The sequence below is a fragment of the Candidatus Pelagibacter sp. PS_17 genome (assembly GCF_059417945.1).
This window is the reverse complement of record NZ_CM182073.1, coordinates 57,644-72,955: the sequence shown is the minus strand read 5'-3', so window position 1 is coordinate 72,955 and position 15,312 is coordinate 57,644. Positions and strand designations below refer to the sequence as shown.

General features: G+C 29.4%; 21 protein-coding genes and 3 tRNA genes. 11 read left to right on the top strand and 13 right to left on the bottom strand.

Features of this window, described 5'->3' with window-relative positions; genetic code table 11:
- The 9 genes from AC5SML_RS00390 to AC5SML_RS00350 form a co-directional block, all read right to left on the bottom strand.
- Positions 1-75: transfer RNA gene (locus AC5SML_RS00390), tRNA-His, on the bottom strand.
- Between the two features lie 235 nt (positions 76-310).
- Positions 311-523 (bottom strand): cold-shock protein, encoded by a 213-nt coding sequence (locus AC5SML_RS00385; RefSeq protein WP_006997426.1) that lies wholly within the window; start codon positions 521-523, stop codon positions 311-313.
- Between the two features lie 88 nt (positions 524-611).
- A tRNA-Phe gene (locus AC5SML_RS00380) sits at positions 612-687 on the bottom strand.
- 5 nt (positions 688-692) lie between these two features.
- Positions 693-908 carry a translation initiation factor IF-1 gene (infA, locus tag AC5SML_RS00375; protein WP_006997427.1) on the bottom strand — a complete coding sequence of 72 codons (216 nt, stop codon included), beginning with the start codon at positions 906-908 and terminating at the stop codon, positions 693-695.
- A gap of 2 nt (positions 909-910) precedes the next feature.
- Positions 911-2,197 (bottom strand): histidinol dehydrogenase, encoded by a 1,287-nt coding sequence (gene hisD / locus AC5SML_RS00370; RefSeq protein ID WP_494617226.1) that lies wholly within the window; start codon positions 2,195-2,197, stop codon positions 911-913.
- A complete protein-coding gene (locus AC5SML_RS00365) occupies positions 2,197-2,592 on the bottom strand; it encodes a DUF2948 family protein (protein ID WP_011281736.1) in 396 nt (131 codons plus the stop codon). The genes hisD and AC5SML_RS00365 overlap by 1 nt, the downstream gene beginning before the upstream one ends.
- Positions 2,592-3,845: a UDP-N-acetylglucosamine 1-carboxyvinyltransferase gene (murA, locus tag AC5SML_RS00360; protein ID WP_011281735.1), complete on the bottom strand. Its 1,254-nt coding sequence runs from the start codon at positions 3,843-3,845 to the stop codon at positions 2,592-2,594. The genes AC5SML_RS00365 and murA overlap by 1 nt, the downstream gene beginning before the upstream one ends.
- Before the next feature lie 2 nt (positions 3,846-3,847).
- A complete protein-coding gene (gene dcd / locus AC5SML_RS00355; protein ID WP_006997431.1) occupies positions 3,848-4,405 on the bottom strand; it encodes a dCTP deaminase in 558 nt (185 codons plus the stop codon).
- Positions 4,406-4,505: 100 nt separating this feature from the next.
- The gene (locus tag AC5SML_RS00350) at positions 4,506-4,703 is read right to left on the bottom strand and encodes a hypothetical protein (RefSeq protein WP_006997433.1); all 198 of its coding nucleotides are present in this window, start codon (positions 4,701-4,703) and stop codon (positions 4,506-4,508) included.
- Positions 4,704-4,804: 101 nt separating this feature from the next.
- On the opposite strand from AC5SML_RS00350, the gene AC5SML_RS00345 reads away from it, so the two are divergent.
- Positions 4,805-4,878: transfer RNA gene (locus tag AC5SML_RS00345), tRNA-Thr, on the top strand.
- Positions 4,879-4,880: 2 nt separating this feature from the next.
- Here AC5SML_RS00345 and AC5SML_RS00340 read toward each other — a convergent pair.
- Positions 4,881-5,600 (bottom strand): TVP38/TMEM64 family protein, encoded by a 720-nt coding sequence (locus tag AC5SML_RS00340; RefSeq protein WP_011281734.1) that lies wholly within the window; start codon positions 5,598-5,600, stop codon positions 4,881-4,883.
- Between the two features lie 92 nt (positions 5,601-5,692).
- On the opposite strand from AC5SML_RS00340, the gene rpmH reads away from it, so the two are divergent.
- From rpmH to AC5SML_RS00290, 10 genes are read left to right on the top strand one after another with little or no spacing between them, the layout of a single operon-like run.
- Positions 5,693-5,857, top strand: coding sequence for a 50S ribosomal protein L34 (gene rpmH / locus AC5SML_RS00335; RefSeq protein WP_006997435.1), 165 nt, complete (start codon positions 5,693-5,695; stop codon positions 5,855-5,857).
- 10 nt (positions 5,858-5,867) lie between these two features.
- Entirely contained in the window at positions 5,868-6,212 is a 345-nt protein-coding gene (gene rnpA, locus AC5SML_RS00330) for a ribonuclease P protein component (protein ID WP_011281733.1), read from the top strand.
- Positions 6,212-6,463, top strand: a complete 252-nt coding sequence (gene yidD / locus AC5SML_RS00325) for a membrane protein insertion efficiency factor YidD (protein ID WP_006997437.1) — start codon at positions 6,212-6,214, stop codon at positions 6,461-6,463. Before rnpA ends, yidD begins: the two co-directional genes overlap by 1 nt.
- Positions 6,463-8,139, top strand: a complete 1,677-nt coding sequence (yidC, locus tag AC5SML_RS00320) for a membrane protein insertase YidC (protein WP_011281732.1) — start codon at positions 6,463-6,465, stop codon at positions 8,137-8,139. Before yidD ends, yidC begins: the two co-directional genes overlap by 1 nt.
- The gene (gene argB / locus AC5SML_RS00315) at positions 8,140-9,006 is read left to right on the top strand and encodes an acetylglutamate kinase (protein WP_011281731.1); all 867 of its coding nucleotides are present in this window, start codon (positions 8,140-8,142) and stop codon (positions 9,004-9,006) included.
- A complete protein-coding gene (locus AC5SML_RS00310; RefSeq protein WP_271615770.1) occupies positions 9,003-9,674 on the top strand; it encodes a pyrimidine 5'-nucleotidase in 672 nt (223 codons plus the stop codon). The genes argB and AC5SML_RS00310 overlap by 4 nt, the downstream gene beginning before the upstream one ends.
- Positions 9,675-9,703: 29 nt before the next feature.
- Positions 9,704-10,531, top strand: coding sequence for a 2,3,4,5-tetrahydropyridine-2,6-dicarboxylate N-succinyltransferase (gene dapD / locus AC5SML_RS00305; protein ID WP_006997441.1), 828 nt, complete (start codon positions 9,704-9,706; stop codon positions 10,529-10,531).
- Positions 10,532-11,689 (top strand): succinyl-diaminopimelate desuccinylase, encoded by a 1,158-nt coding sequence (gene dapE, locus AC5SML_RS00300; RefSeq protein WP_494617225.1) that lies wholly within the window; start codon positions 10,532-10,534, stop codon positions 11,687-11,689. It abuts the gene before it with no gap.
- Positions 11,686-12,615 (top strand): histone deacetylase family protein, encoded by a 930-nt coding sequence (locus AC5SML_RS00295; RefSeq protein ID WP_494617223.1) that lies wholly within the window; start codon positions 11,686-11,688, stop codon positions 12,613-12,615. The genes dapE and AC5SML_RS00295 overlap by 4 nt, the downstream gene beginning before the upstream one ends.
- Positions 12,616-12,646: 31 nt before the next feature.
- Positions 12,647-13,126: an SET domain-containing protein gene (locus AC5SML_RS00290; protein ID WP_271726402.1), complete on the top strand. Its 480-nt coding sequence runs from the start codon at positions 12,647-12,649 to the stop codon at positions 13,124-13,126.
- Here the strand turns inward: AC5SML_RS00290 and truA are convergent.
- From truA to def, 3 genes are read right to left on the bottom strand one after another with little or no spacing between them, the layout of a single operon-like run.
- Positions 13,116-13,856: a tRNA pseudouridine(38-40) synthase TruA gene (gene truA / locus AC5SML_RS00285; protein WP_494617222.1), complete on the bottom strand. Its 741-nt coding sequence runs from the start codon at positions 13,854-13,856 to the stop codon at positions 13,116-13,118. The two genes, AC5SML_RS00290 and truA, sit on opposite strands and share 11 nt — an antisense overlap.
- Complete coding sequence (gene fmt, locus AC5SML_RS00280; protein WP_271726403.1) at positions 13,849-14,781, bottom strand: methionyl-tRNA formyltransferase; 933 nt, start codon at positions 14,779-14,781, stop codon at positions 13,849-13,851. The genes truA and fmt overlap by 8 nt, the downstream gene beginning before the upstream one ends.
- Positions 14,782-15,300, bottom strand: coding sequence for a peptide deformylase (def, locus tag AC5SML_RS00275; RefSeq protein ID WP_020169025.1), 519 nt, complete (start codon positions 15,298-15,300; stop codon positions 14,782-14,784).
- Between the last annotated feature and the right edge of the window lie 12 nt (positions 15,301-15,312).

Sequence of the window (15,312 nt, the reverse complement as noted above, 5' to 3'; positions counted from 1 at the left end):
TGGTACCCGCGCTTGGAATCGAACCAAATCCTATAGTTCCACAAACTATCGTACTAACCGTTATACTACGCAGGCATTCCTTGTGTTTATATTATTTTTGTGTGGATTTAAAATTATATTATAAATAAATAGCCTAAAGGCTATGGAAACAAAGTCTGTGAGTACTTCTTGAAGTCTCTCTGTATGTAATATTTATAATCATGATCAGTCTTTTAGACAATTAAGAATAATTTTCAACACCTAAATATAAAAGGACGTTAACCTTATTTTTAAGGATTAAACGCCCTTTTAGATTTTTGAAGTTTAAGAACTAGTCTATTTTTTTTAAATTTACAGCTGAAGGGCCTTTCGGGCCATCCTCCATCTCAAATTCTAGTTTATCACCTTCGTTTAAAAAACGCATACCTGCAGTTTTTACTGCTGATGCGTGAACGAATGCATCTTTTTCTTTATCTTCTCTTTCAATAAAGCCAAAACCTTTTTTACCGTTAAACCACTTTACTGTTCCTTTTAGTGTGCTCATTTTTACTCATCCTTTTATTATTTATATAAAAAAGTTATTTTATTTCTTTTATTTTTTCAATAATTTTTTAGATTTTTAAGGGAGGTGGTGGTGGCCCCAACTGGACTCGAACCAGTGACACACGGATTTTCAATCCGATGCTCTACCAACTGAGCTACAGGGCCCCATATTAACCTCTAAAAGTGATACGACCTTTGGTCAAATCGTAAGGTGTCATTTCGACTTGAACCTTATCACCTTGAAGTACTCTAATTCTGTTCTTACGCAATTTGCCTGCAGCATGAGCTGTAACAATATGGCCGTTTTCTAATTTTACTCTAAACATTGCATTTGGTAATAAATCCTCAACAATTCCTGAGAACGACAGCATTTCTTGTTTTGACAAATTTATTTTCTCCTAATTCTTTTTTCTACCGACTTAGCGTGTCCCACTAAACCCTCGTAGTTTGCAAGTGTTATAACTGATGGACCAAGGGTTTCAATCCCTTTTTTTGATAGGTTTATATATGAAATTCTTTTATAAAATTCATTAACACTAACTCCACTTGAATATCTTGCTGAGGAATTGGTTGGCAATACATGATTAGAGCCAACATTATAATCTGTCATTGCCATTACAGCATATTTTCCTAAACAGATAGATCCTGCATTTTTAATCTTACCCACTACCTTTTTATAGTTCTTAGTATTAAGCTCTAAGTGCTCAGGAGCAATTTTATTTACTGTGTTAATAATTTTTTGGTCAGACGGCATATGAATTAAAATTCCATTATTAAGTAGACTATTTTTTGCAATCACTGCTCTAGGCAATTCTTTTAATTGATTGATAATTTCATAATTAACTTTTTTAATAATTGATTTGTCTTTTGAAATTAAAATACATTGAGCAAGGTTATCGTGTTCTGCTTGACCTATTAGATCGCTCGCTATCCATTCAGGATTTGAAAACTTATCACAAACAATTGTCACTTCAGAAGGACCTGCAATCATTCCTTCAATTCCAACATCTCCAAATACTTCTTTTTTTGCTGCAGCTACATAAGAATTTCCAGGGCCAATAATTTTGTCAACTTTTTTGATTTTCTTAGTACCATATGCAACAGCTGCAATAGCAGATGGTCCTCCAATTGAATAAATCTCTTTAATCTTACATTTTTTAGCAGCATATAATACCGCAGGATTTTGTTTACCTTTTTGACCTGGATTAACCATAACTAGTCTTTTCACTCCAGCAACAATTGCAGGTACTGCATTCATTAAAACACTGGAAGGATATGAAGCTGTTGAACCAGGTACATAAATTGCAACTGATTCAATAGGTACGTATTTATACTCTAATTTATTTTTTAGTTTGTCTGTATAAGAAATGTTTTTAAATTTTTGTAATGAATGGAATTTATAAATTCTATCATAAGCAAGATCGATTGCCTTTTTAACTTTTTGATCTAAAGACTGAATAGCTCTATTAATTTGTTTTATGCTTGGGGCAATAATACTATTTTTATTAAATCTCTTTTCATACTTTAAAATAGCTTTATCTCCATTTTTCTTAACATCTTTAATAATTTTAATAACTGAAACTGAATTAAGTTGGACTTTATTTTTTCGTTTAGACAGTAATGCGTCTAAAGTTTTATCAAAGTTTTTATTTTTACTATCTAATATCTTAATCATTAATCAGCTTTGTTTTGGTCATCTAAAGTTACTTCAATTATTTCTGTCGATAATGTAATATATGCATTGTTTGTAAACATTAAGTTTATCTCATAATTGTCATTATTTTTTAAATAATCCATCCCAATTAACTCTAATTTTTCCTCAGGGTCGTTTTGTTTAATATTTTTAGATTTAACTCTATCTACAAATTCAAATTTGCAAATACTAATAATTTTTTTATCTTGTTCTTCCGTTTCTACTTTAGATCTTTTTAATGATAATAGAAAAACTTTGTTTTTCTGAAGATACTTAATTTCATTAACTTTAACTTCAGCTCCAGAGCAACATGCTGAGATTACTTGTAATCCCTCATTATCTGTAGCTATAATTTTTGATAAATATTTTTTATCCATTAATTAATTCTCTTAATTTTAGCCCCTACTTTTTTTAATTTCTTCTCTATATCTTCATAGCCCCTATCAAGGTGATATATTCTATTAATTACTGATTTTCCTTTAGCTGCAAGAGCTGCAAGAATTAAAGATACAGAGGCTCTTAAATCTGTGGCCATTAATTCTGCTGCTTCAAATTTGATATTTCCTTCTATGCTTGCTTGATTTCCATTAATAGAAATTTTAGCTCCCATTCTATTAAGCTCTGCAACGTGCATAAACCTATTTTCAAATATTTCTTCTTTAATATGAGATCTTTTATTAGCCTTACATAATAATACCATCATTTGTGCCTGCAAATCTGTTGGAAACCCTGGATAAGGAGATGTTTTAATATTTATATTTTTAATCTTTTTACTTCCTTGAATAAGGATTTCATTTTTTTTTAAAGTAATTTTTGATCCTACTTTTTTTAAGATATTAATTTCTGTACTTATTATCTTAGGATCAATTCCAGTAATTTTCAAATTTCCTTCAGTTAATGCTGCAGCTATTAAATAAGTTCCAGCCTCTATTCTATCCGGCATTACTGAGTAATCTAATTCTTTAAGATTGTTCACTCCTTCAATTCTAACCGTTCTCTTTGCAGTCCACTTAATATTACACCCCATATTAATTAAAAAATTAACTAAATCTTTAATCTCAGGTTCAATCGCACAATTTGATAAAGTTGTTTTTCCTTTAGCTAAACATGCGGCTATAATTAAATTTTCTGTAGCACCAACTGAAACTTTAGGAAATTTTATATTTGCTCCTATTAATCCTTTGGGTGCATTAGCATGCACATAACCTTGGATAATTTTATATTTAACTCCAAGTTTTGATAGAGCTTGCAAATGAATATCAACAGGTCTTGTCCCTATTGCGCAGCCGCCAGGTAATGAAACTTTTGCTTTACCAAATTTAGCAAGTAATGGTCCTAAAACTAATATTCCTGCTCTCATAGTTTTAACCAAACTATAAGCTGCAAAAGTTTTTGTTTGCTTGGTATTTTTGATAATCAATTCTTTTTTATTATCTTCAATAATTGAACCTAATGACTTTAATAAAAGTATCATTGTTTCAATATCTTTTACCCGTGGGAGGTTTGCTAAAGATATCTTTTTATTTGATAATAATGTTGCAGCTAAAATAGGAAGGGATGCATTTTTAGAACCTGAAATTCTAATTTGTCCCTTGAGCTTTGCTGCCCCAAAGACTTCCAATTTTTTCATGATTATACTTTTGGTAAAGTTACTCCAGTTTGACCCATATATTTTCCTTTACGGTCAGCGTATGAAGTTTCTGGAGACTGATCTCCTTTTAGAAATAAAAATTGTGCAACACCTTCATTTGCATAAATTTTTGCAGGTAGCGGTGTGGTATTAGAAAACTCAAGAGTAACTGTTCCAAAAAACTCAGATTCAATTGGAGTTACATTAACTATGATTCCTGTTCTTGCATATGTGCTCTTACCAACAACAATACACATAATATCTCTTGGTATTTTAAAGACTTCAATAGTAGTTCCAAGAGCGAAAGAATTAGGAGGAATGATAATATAATCAGAGCTTTTTTTGGTTACAAAATTATCTGAACTAAACTCCTTAGGGTCAACGATAGAAGAATTAACATTATGAAATATCTTAAATTCATCTCCTACTCTTGCATCATAGCCAAATGAACTAAGTCCATAAGAAATTTTACCATCCCTGACTTGCTTATCTATAAAAGGAGAAATCATTGACTGCTCAACTGCTAACTTCCTTATAGATTTATCAGAAAGTACTGACATTATTTACTTTTCTTCTTATTTTTTTTTTGAAAAATTTTTCTTTTTTTTAAATTTTTTCTAAGAGCCAGACTTAACTTCTCATTTTTTTCTTTATCATTCATTATTTGTCTGGATTAGTTAAAAAATCTAAAGTGATAGGCTTTGATGCATCTAAAGTTTTCTCTGGTTCTTCTTGAACTTTTGGTCCTTCTTTAGCTTCACGTTTTGCTTTTTTTTCAGCAAGCTTTTTTTCTCTCTTTGCCTGCTTCTCCATAAGCTTATTGCCTTTAGTAGATTTATAATCGTAATGAATGCCCATAAAATTTCCTCCGTAGGTATAAATCATTATATGAAAAAAATTAAGGCAATTTTTTGAAAAAATGATTTATTATAGAAATACTTCAATAAAATAACAAATTAGCCCCTATAGTTAAATGGCATAACATGTCCATGGTAAGGATAAATTTCAAGTTCGATTCTTGGTGGGGGCACCAAATTATTTTTTGTAGAATATTTTTCTAGCAACAATTGCAGCTACTAATAAAGCTCCAAAAGCAATCATTGGAATGTAGATATCTGGTGAATATATCAAATCAATGATTCTAGGAGCTTCTAAGTTTTGTTCTATGATTTTTTCAAGTCCACTTCCAATTGAAACAACTAAAAATAGTGGTGGAGTTAATCCTATTAATGTTGCCCAAAAAAAATTACTCACTCTAACATTAAAAATACAAGGTAACACATTTGATAATGCAAAAGGAATGCCTCCAATAAATCTATAAGCTAAAAGATAAATAAATTCTGATTTTTTAAATTTTACTTCTAAATTTTTAAATCTATTTAAAAACTTTTCTTTAATAATTTCTTTAAAAAAATAATTTCCAATGATGTATAAAATTGTTGCACCAATAGTCATTCCAATTATTAGAATAATCGTTCCAAGCCACTTGCCAAAAATAAACCCTGCTAAGAGTGCAACTGGCAAACCAAATCCAGCCATCACAACCCAGATAATTGTGGCTGTTAAAAATATTAAAGAAATTAAAAATAAATTAGTTTGTTTTAATCCAAAAAAATAATCTCTATTGTTTTTAATAAATTCATAGCTTGTTAATTCTTCGAGGGTGAATTTTGATAAAAAAAAGTATAAAAATGATGAAACAACTAGAAGATAAAATAAACCTAAAGTTATCTTAACTTTTTTTGATTTTTCCATAATTTATTGGTCGTATTATAAAATCTTCTATTTGCTATTTATACATATAATTACTATAAAGGGCGAAATTTAAAAAAACTTAAATAAATCCTATGAAAAGAACATATCAGCCCAAAGTTGGAAAACGTCTTAAGAAGCATGGCTTCAGATCAAAGATGGCAACTAAAGGTGGGAAGAAACTTATTAAGAGAAGACGTGATAAGGGACGTAAAAACCTTACAGTGTCATCCACTCAAAAAAAACCTCAGGGTAAATAGTTCAAAATAAATGAAAAGCAAAATTGTTGCTCTTTCTAAAAACGAAGATTTTAAAAATTTACTTAAGAAAAAAAAAATCTCAAATAAATATATCACTCTCTTTTTTGGTCCTCTTGCAGATAAAGATAATAAAAAATTAAATATTAGCTTTGTAGCTAAAAAAAAACTAATCCGTAGTGCTGTAAAGAGAAATAAAATTAAAAGAAGATTAAGAAATATAATGAACGAAGCTATAAAAAAAGTGTCTATAAACTTTAATTATTCTTACCTTGTGATTGCGAAAATAACTATGCTAAACAATGAATATGCGATAATAAAAGATACTTTATTCCAAGACATAGAAAAGATTAAGTAATGAATATTATATCAAACATTTTAATTGGCCTGATCAAATTTTATAAAATGGTTATTAGCCCCTACTTAACTCCTTCGTGCAGATATCTTCCAACTTGCTCAGAATATACAATTGAATGTTTAAGAACATATGGGCTTGTTAAGGCAATCTCAAAAAGTACTAAAAGAATATTTTCATGTCATCCTATTAAGATATTGGGTGGTGGTGAAGGATTTGATCCAGTAAATAAAGAATTCAAGGCTAAGAAATAATGGATACTAGAAACGTAATCGCAGCAATATCCTTATCAGCAGCGGTAATTATTTTATACTCTCTTTTTTTTCAGCCTGACCCTGCAACTATTAAAAAAAATCTAGCTGAACAAAATAAAATTGAAAATAATGAAGACACTCCTAGCTTAGATAAAAATGAAAATTTTTCAAAACTTTCAAGAGCAGATGCTTTAAAAGAAAATGATAGAATTCAATTTGAAAATGGAAGTGTTGTTGGGTCAATTTCTTTAAAGGGTGCGGCGATAGATGATCTGACTTTTAAAGAGTACAATATTGAACTTAATAGAAATGAAAAAATAACCTTATTAAGCCCAAGAAATGTTGAAGATGGTTATTTAATTGAAAGTGGCTTTGTAAGCACTAATAAAAATATAGATATACCTGATGCTTCTACCGTCTGGGAAGTTTCAGGAAATAACAAATTAACTAATAATAATCCTGTAAAGCTAACATGGAGTAATACTCAAGGGATTACATTTGAAAAACATATAAGTCTAGATGATCAATTTTTATTTACTGTAAAAGAAAAAATAATTAACTCATCAGATAAATCTTATAATTTTTACTCCTATGGGCAAATAATTAGAAACGAATTACCAGAAATATCTGGTTTTTATATTTTGCATGAAGGGTTTTTATCTGTACTTGATGATGAATTAATTGAGGAAGATTACGACGATATCCAGGATAAAAAATTTACTCAAATCGCACAAGATGGATTTGTTGCTATTTCAGACAAGTTTTGGGTTACATCAGTTATACCACCAAAGGGTAAAGAGTTTAAAACAACTTTTGACTATAAAAATAAATTCAGAGCAAATTACATATCTACCAAAGGTATTGAAGTTAAAGCAAACAGCTCTATAGAAGAAAAAATTCAAATTATAGTTGCTGCTAAAAGAGTAAACGTCATTGATGGTTATGCTGAAAATTTAAATATCAACAAATTTGATCTAGCGATTGATTGGGGTTTTATGTATTTCATCACAAAACCTTTATTCTTTGTATTAGATTACTTCTTTAAATTGCTTGGTAATTACGGTTTAGCAATTATTGCTGTCACTATTTGCATTAGATTGGCTTTCTTTCCTCTTGCCAACTTTAGTTTTAAGTCTATGGGTAAAATGAAGTTATTAGCACCTGAAATGGCTCGTCTGAAAGAATTGCACAAGGATGACAAAATGAAATTACAACAAGCAATGATGGCTCTTTATAAAAAAGAAAAAGTTAATCCTATGAGCGGTTGTCTGCCTATTCTGGTTCAGATTCCTGTTTTCTTTGCACTATATAAAGTATTATTTGTAACCATTGAAATGAGACACATGCCATTTTATGGATGGATACATGACTTAAGTGATAGAGATCCAACATCTTTATTCAATGTTTTTGGTTTAATTCCTTGGGATCCACCTTCTTTCTTATTAATAGGTGCGTGGCCTATTATTATGGGTATCACAATGTGGATACAGCAAAAGCTTAACCCAACGCCACCAGATCCTATACAGGCTAAAATATTTATGTTCTTTCCAGTATTTTTAACTGTAATTCTTGCACCATTTCCTGCAGGTCTTGTTATCTACTGGAGCTTCAACAACATCTTCACAATGATACAACAATATATTGTTCAAAGAAAAATGACTATCAAAACAACATAAATGTCATCGTTAAGAGAAGAAGAATTAATAAATATCCTACCCAAAGATGGCCCAACAGTTGAAGAAGTAAAAAAATATTTAGAAAAATATAATGATGAATTTATTATCATTAAGTGTGGTGGCAGTGTTTTAGTTGATCCAAAATTATTTAAAGTTTTTATTGAAGATGTAGTCGTTTTAAAAAAACTTGGTTTCAATCCTATAATTGTTCATGGAGGTGGAAAAAGAATTAATAGTAAGCTTTTAGAAGTTAATATTAAAAGCAATTTTATTAACGGACTAAGAGTTACTGATAAAGATACGATCAACATAGTTGAGGATGTATTAATCGAATTTAATAAAGAGATTGTTGAAGCTTTAAATGAGTTAGATTGCAAAGCAAAAAGAATTACCTCAAAAGAAAATAATATAATTACTGTCGTACAAGAAAACAAAGACCTTGGATTTGTGGGAAGGCCTACTGGGATTAACAAAGAGTTCTTAACTGAAATAATAAAAGCAAACAAAGTACCAGTCATTGCACCCTTAGGTTTGGATAAAGATAATCAGACCTTTAATATAAATGCAGATACTACTGCAGGATCGATTGCAATTGAACTAAAAGCTAGAAGATTAATGATTATTAGTGATGTTGAGGGCGTATTAGACAGTGAAAAAAAACTAATCCCTGAAATTAATTCTAAAAAAGCTAATGAATTAATTGATCAAGAAGTAATTTCTGGTGGAATGATACCTAAAATTAAGAATTGTCTAGATGTTGCAAGTAATGGAGTTAAGGCAGTTGTAATAATTGATGGAAGAAAAAATCACTCACTCCTTTTTGAACTATTATCTGATAAAGGTTCAGGAACTTTAATTAGAGAATGAAAAATTTAATTGATACTAAATACTGGATATTCGACTTAGATAATACTTTGTATTCTGGACAAACAAAGGTTTTTTCTGAAGTTGATAAAAAGATGTCTTCTTTTATTTCAAAGAAATTTAATGTCAATTTAATTAAAGCAAGAGAAATTCAAAAAAAATACTTCTATGAATATGGAACGACATTATCTGGATTAATGAGTCACGATAAAATTGATCCACATGAATTTTTGGAATTTGTTCATGATATTGATATTAGCTGGCTTCCTAAAGATGAGATATTAAGAGAAGAATTAATTAAAATAAAAGATAAGAAATATATTTTTACTAATGGTTCTCACGCTCATGTTGAAAATGTAACTAAACAACTAGGTATAGATGGTTTGTTTGATGGAGCGTTTGATATTGTTGATGCTAATTTTATTCCAAAACCAAAAATTGAACCTTATAAAAAGATAGTAGAAAAATTTGAGCTTGATCCAACAAAATCAATATTAATCGAAGATATTGCTCATAATTTAGAACAAGCGAAAAATTTAGGAATGAAAACTTGTTGGCTTGAGAATGATGAAGTATTTGCAAAAAAAGATGCCGATAAACCATATATTGATTATAAGATTAAGAACTTGCCTTCTTTTCTTCAAGAAATTAATATATTAAAAGCACAATAAAACTAACCTACTAAAGATAAGATAAAATTATGAAAGAATTTGAAAGCATTATTAATACAGCTTGGGAAAATAAAGATTCCATAAATGGTCAATCAGATAAATCTATATTAGATGCTATCAACCAAACAATTGAACTTGTTGATAAAGGTGAGCTAAGAGTTGCTGAAAAAAATGGCAATGAGTGGGTAGTTAATCAGTGGGTTAAAAAAGCAATAATGTTAAGTTTTAGAACTCATGATATGGATTCATTAAGCGGCCCGTATAGTAGTTGGTATGATAAATCTCATTTATTAAAAGGTAAAACAGCAAATTGGACTAAGGAAGATCATATAAAAGCTGGTTTTAGAATGGTTCCAAATTCTCCAGTTAGAAAAGGATCTTTTATTGGAAAGAATGCAGTGCTTATGCCTTGCTTTGTAAATATTGGAGCTTATGTAGATGAAGGAACTATGGTGGACACTTGGGCTTCTGTAGGGTCTTGTGCACAAATAGGAAAGAACTGTCACATATCAGGTGGTGCTGGAATTGGAGGTGTATTAGAGCCAATGCAAGCTAACCCTACTATCATCGAAGACAATTGCTTTATTGGAGCTCGTTCAGAAATAGTTGAAGGAGTAATTGTTGGAGAAGGATCTGTATTATCTATGGGTGTATTTATTGGTCAATCTACAAAAATTGTTTATCGAGAAACTGGTGAAGTAATCTATGGAAAAATTCCACCATACTCAGTAATAGTTCCAGGTAGCATTCCTAGTAAAGATGGTAAAGGTCCTGCTTTATATTGTGCGGTAATTATTAAACAAGTTGATGAAAAAACTAGATCTAAAACTTCTATTAACGACTTATTAAGAGACTAAATGCCAACTTATAATGAAATCACATTAGCTAAAGAGCTAATAAGATTTCCAAGCATTACACCAATTGATGCTGGGGTAATGAAATTCTTAGCTAAAAAATTAACTACTATTGGATTTAAATGTAAGATTTTAGAGTTTAAAGATAAAAACTCTAAACCAGTTAAAAACCTATATGCAAGATTGGGTAATACTCAACCAAACTTTATGTTTGCTGGTCATTTGGATGTAGTGCCTCCCGGAAATATACAAGATTGGACGATTAAACCTTTTAGTCCAACTATTAAAAAAAATCATCTTATTGGTAGAGGTGCTAATGATATGAAAAGTGCAATTGCAAGCTGGGTTGTTGCTGTAAACAACTATGTATTAACTAATAAAAAAATTAATGGATCAATTAGTTTATTAATTACTGGTGATGAAGAAGGTGTTGCAATTAATGGTACTAAAAAAGTAGTTGATTACTTAAAAAAGAAAAAAGAAAAAATAGATTTTTGCTTAGTTGGTGAGCCAACAAACCCTAATAAACTTGGTGAAATGATTAAAATAGGTAGAAGAGGAAGTATTAATGTTGAATTAACGATAATTGGAACTCAAGGTCATGTTGCATATCCTCATCGTGCTAAAAATCCATCGACTTCATTAATAAAAATACTAAGTGAAATAAAAGAAATAAAATTTGATAAAGGAACAAAAGACTTTCAGCCTACAAATTTAGAGGTAACTAAAATTAATATCAATAATACAGCTGATAATGTTATTCCAGGCCTTGCAAGAGCTACCTTTAACATAAGATTTAATAATAAACATAAGTCTTCTAGCTTAAAGAATAGATTGAATAAAATTTTCAAAAAAATTACTAAAAACGATAAATCTAATTTTAAAGTTGAATATCGTGTATCAGGTGAAGCTTTTTTAACTAAGCCTAATAAAACAACTTATATGATTCAAGATGTAATAAAAAAAATTACAAAAATTAAACCTCAATTGTCTACAACCGGTGGAACTTCTGATGCAAGATTTATTAGAAAAATTGCTCCATGTTTAGAATTTGGTCTAGTAGGTAAAACAATGCACAAAGTAGATGAGGCAGTATCTATTTCAGATCTAAAAAAATTGACTAAAATATATTATAATATTTTAGAAAATTATTTTAAATGAAAACTGGTTTAATAACCTCTGGCACTTATCAAAATCATAATACAGGCGACGGTCATCCAGAGAAAATTGATAGAGTTACAGTAGTTATCGATAACTTTAAAAAGTTAGATAATAAAGATTTAGTTTGGAAAAAACCTTCAAAATTTGACCGATCACTTTTAGAAATAACGCACAATTCTGATTATATAAATTTTGTAGAAAAATCTTTTCCTGAAAAAGGATTATCTTTTTTAGATGGAGATACAATAGTCTCCCCTGGGAGTAAGGATGCGACCTCAGATGCTGTAGGTTCAATTATAACAGCTATTGATGGTGTTCAAAATAAAGATTTTAAAAATGCTTTTTGTGCTGTTAGACCTCCAGGGCATCATGCAGAGAAAAATAAAGCTATGGGTTTTTGTATTTATAATAATGTCGCTGTTGGAGCCAATTATCTTATAAATAAATATAAACTTAAAAAAATAGCAATTATTGATTTTGATGTGCATCATGGAAACGGCACTCAAGATATTTTTTATGATAATGAAAAAGTTTTATATATTTCTACTCATCAATACCCTTATTACCCAGGCTCAGGCACTAAAGATGAAAAAGGAAAACATAACAATATATTAAATATTCCTTTACCAGCAGGAACAACTTCTGAAGAGTATTTAAATGCTTATGAATTTGTACTTAATAAAATTAAAGAGTTTAAACCTGAATTTATCTTGCTTTCTGCAGGGTTTGATGCTCATAAAGATGATCCATTGGCACAACTTCAATTAGAGTCAAAAGATTTTTATAGTATTACCAAAAGAACACTCGAGTTATCAAAACAATATTGTGATGGAAAAGTAGTGTCAATTTTAGAAGGTGGATACGATCTACAAGCACTTCAAGAAAGCACTGAGTTGCATGTAAAAGCTTTACTAGAATTTAATTGATAATTTCTCAATACGCATTAAAGAACTCACAATGAAACTTTACAAAATTAAAAAATCTGACATCGATAAAAAAGGTCGTGGCCTATATGCTACAAAAGATATCAAAAAAGGTACTAGAATTATTGATTATGTGGGTAAAATTATCACTAAGAAACAAACAGAAGAATCACAAAAGTTTGATAATGCAAAGCCCATATATTTATTTAATTTGAATAAAAAATATGACTTAGATGGAGATGTTTCTTGGAACACAGCACGTTTAATAAATCACTCTTGTTCTAATAATTGTGATTATAACGGGACAGGTTTAAAGTTATGGGTGGTTGCTATAAAAGATATTAAAAAAGGTGAAGAAATTACAGCCGATTATGGTTTTGGCTATGATGAAGATTACAAACAATTTCCATGCAAATGTAAGTCAAAAAATTGTTGTGGTTATATTGTTAGAGCAGAATCTAGATGGAGAATTAATAAAAAATTTAGCATTGGTCGACAAAAAACTAGTAAATAACTTTTTCTAAAAATAATCCCTCAGCAGGTGCTGGTGGCGCACAAAGAATTCTTTTTTTTGATTTAATAACAAATTCAAATTTTTTTAAATCCCATTTATTTTCAGCTAAGTATTTTAAACTACCTACCATTGATCGTACTTGTTGTTGTAAAAATGATTGTGATTTAAATTGTATTTCAATTCTTCCATCTTTTGATTTAATCTTAACAGATTTCATAGTTTTGATTGGACTTTTTGCATTACAGCTTGATGCTCTAAAAGTAGAAAAATCTTTAGTACCTAAAAGTTTTTTTGCCCCTTTTTTCATTAACTCAATATCTATTTTTTTGATTATGTGCCAACCTCTTTCTTTTTCAAGAGAAGGCTTACTTAATCTATTAAAAATTATATATTTATAAATTCTTTGTTTGGCAGAATGTCGTGCATGAAATTTTAGACTTCTTTTTTTAATTGCTAAAACAGAAATACCTTTATCATTTATAAAATGATTAATTGATTTTAATAACTTATCTAAATTTTGAATTTCTTTTTTGCAATCAAAATGAGCTGACTGCTCTATTGCATGAACGCCTGCGTCTGTTCTTCCAGATCCTATCAAAACCACTTTTTCTTTTAAAAATTTTGATAACTTGACTTGTATTTCTTTTTGAATTGATTTTCCTTTAGATTGTATTTGCCAACCAACAAAATTAGTTCCTATATATTCTATTAAGACTTGATATCTAAACATTTGTTATTCTTGAGCCTTTTGTAATTTGAGAACCAAGAACAAATTCATTAATATTTTGAGGCTTTTTTCCTTGTCTTTGAATTTCAATAATTTTGATAGATTTTTGGTTACCGCAGCTAATTTCTAAATCATTGGACATTACTTCACCTATCTCACCACTTTTATTTCCTAATTCTGCTTTTAAAATTTTGTATCTTTCATCTTTAAAAATAAAAAAGGCCCCAGGGCTTGGGTATAATCCGTTTATTTTTCCAATAATACTTTCTGCATTATCATTCCACTTAATTTCACCCTCTGATTTTTCAATTTTAGAAGCATAGGTTGCGCTTGTATCATCTTGTTCTTTAAATGTTAATTTATCTTCAAATATATTTTCTACATTTTCTATGATTTTTTCTGAAGCTAAAATAGAAAGTTTAGTTGATATTGTTTCTGCATTATCACTATCTTTAATTTTTATTCTATAACTATTGCCAACTGGACCAGTATCAAGTTTTTCTCCTATTTTCATAATACTAATTCCTGTTTCTTTCTCTAAATTCATAATAGACCTTTGAATGGGTGCAGCACCTCTCCACTTTGGCAGAAGGGAGGCGTGAATATTTATAAAACCTTTTTTGGCAAGATTTAAATATTCTTTGGGTATTATTTGACCATAGGCCACAACAATTACTAAATCTAAATCTAATTGTTTTAAATATTCATATTCTTCTTTATTTGCTTTTAATGTGTCTGGTGTTCTACAATCTATATTACAATCTTCTGCTACAATTTGTATTGGCGACTTATTTATTTTTTGACCTCTTTGAGATTTTTTTGGTGGCTGTGTATATACAGCAGGTATTATATAATTTTTTTCATATAAAGATTTTAAAATTGGTACAGCAAAAAATGGTGTACCCATGAAGACAATTTTCTTTGTCATTTAAACGATTATTCTATTCGACTTAATCTTAGAGAGTTTTTTAATTATCATAGATTTTTTTAATTTAGATAAATAATCTATAAACAAAACTCCTTCTAAGTGATCCATTTCATGTTGAATACAAGTAGCCAATAATCCATCTGCTTTTAATAATTGTTTTTTTCCATTGTAATCTAAATATTCAACTTCACATTCATTTGGTCTTTCTATTTCAGCAAACTGATCAGGAACTGACAAACAACCCTCTTCATATTTTGACGTTATATCATTTTTATTTTTGATTACTGGATTAACAAAATATCTTGGCTCCTTTTTGTCTTCATCTCTACTTATATCCATTACTATAATTCTTTTTGGTACCCCTATTTGAATTGCTGCAAGACCTATTCCCGGTGCTGCATACATAGTATCCAACATATCATCCATAAGTCTTCTTTCTTCATCACCAACATTTTCAACTGGTTTAGAAATCTGCCTTAATAGTTTATTTGGTTCTGTTAAAATTGGTTTAACTGACATTATGGTTGATTA

Coding starts and splice junctions, on each gene's coding strand:
- argB (WP_011281731.1), top strand. CDS start 8,140: ATGTCATCGTTAAGAGAAGAAGAATTAATAAATATCCTACCCAAAGAT.
- AC5SML_RS00385 (WP_006997426.1), bottom strand. CDS start 523: ATGAGCACACTAAAAGGAACAGTAAAGTGGTTTAACGGTAAAAAAGGT.
- dapE (WP_494617225.1), top strand. CDS start 10,532: ATGCCAACTTATAATGAAATCACATTAGCTAAAGAGCTAATAAGATTT.
- dapD (WP_006997441.1), top strand. CDS start 9,704: ATGAAAGAATTTGAAAGCATTATTAATACAGCTTGGGAAAATAAAGAT.
- AC5SML_RS00340 (WP_011281734.1), bottom strand. CDS start 5,600: ATGGAAAAATCAAAAAAAGTTAAGATAACTTTAGGTTTATTTTATCTT.
- hisD (WP_494617226.1), bottom strand. CDS start 2,197: ATGATTAAGATATTAGATAGTAAAAATAAAAACTTTGATAAAACTTTA.
- AC5SML_RS00365 (WP_011281736.1), bottom strand. CDS start 2,592: ATGGATAAAAAATATTTATCAAAAATTATAGCTACAGATAATGAGGGA.
- yidD (WP_006997437.1), top strand. CDS start 6,212: ATGAATATTATATCAAACATTTTAATTGGCCTGATCAAATTTTATAAA.
- AC5SML_RS00295 (WP_494617223.1), top strand. CDS start 11,686: ATGAAAACTGGTTTAATAACCTCTGGCACTTATCAAAATCATAATACA.
- dcd (WP_006997431.1), bottom strand. CDS start 4,405: ATGTCAGTACTTTCTGATAAATCTATAAGGAAGTTAGCAGTTGAGCAG.
- murA (WP_011281735.1), bottom strand. CDS start 3,845: ATGAAAAAATTGGAAGTCTTTGGGGCAGCAAAGCTCAAGGGACAAATT.
- yidC (WP_011281732.1), top strand. CDS start 6,463: ATGGATACTAGAAACGTAATCGCAGCAATATCCTTATCAGCAGCGGTA.
- truA (WP_494617222.1), bottom strand. CDS start 13,856: ATGTTTAGATATCAAGTCTTAATAGAATATATAGGAACTAATTTTGTT.
- AC5SML_RS00350 (WP_006997433.1), bottom strand. CDS start 4,703: ATGGGCATTCATTACGATTATAAATCTACTAAAGGCAATAAGCTTATG.
- rpmH (WP_006997435.1), top strand. CDS start 5,693: ATGAAAAGAACATATCAGCCCAAAGTTGGAAAACGTCTTAAGAAGCAT.
- def (WP_020169025.1), bottom strand. CDS start 15,300: ATGTCAGTTAAACCAATTTTAACAGAACCAAATAAACTATTAAGGCAG.
- fmt (WP_271726403.1), bottom strand. CDS start 14,781: ATGACAAAGAAAATTGTCTTCATGGGTACACCATTTTTTGCTGTACCA.
- AC5SML_RS00310 (WP_271615770.1), top strand. CDS start 9,003: ATGAAAAATTTAATTGATACTAAATACTGGATATTCGACTTAGATAAT.
- rnpA (WP_011281733.1), top strand. CDS start 5,868: ATGAAAAGCAAAATTGTTGCTCTTTCTAAAAACGAAGATTTTAAAAAT.
- AC5SML_RS00290 (WP_271726402.1), top strand. CDS start 12,647: ATGAAACTTTACAAAATTAAAAAATCTGACATCGATAAAAAAGGTCGT.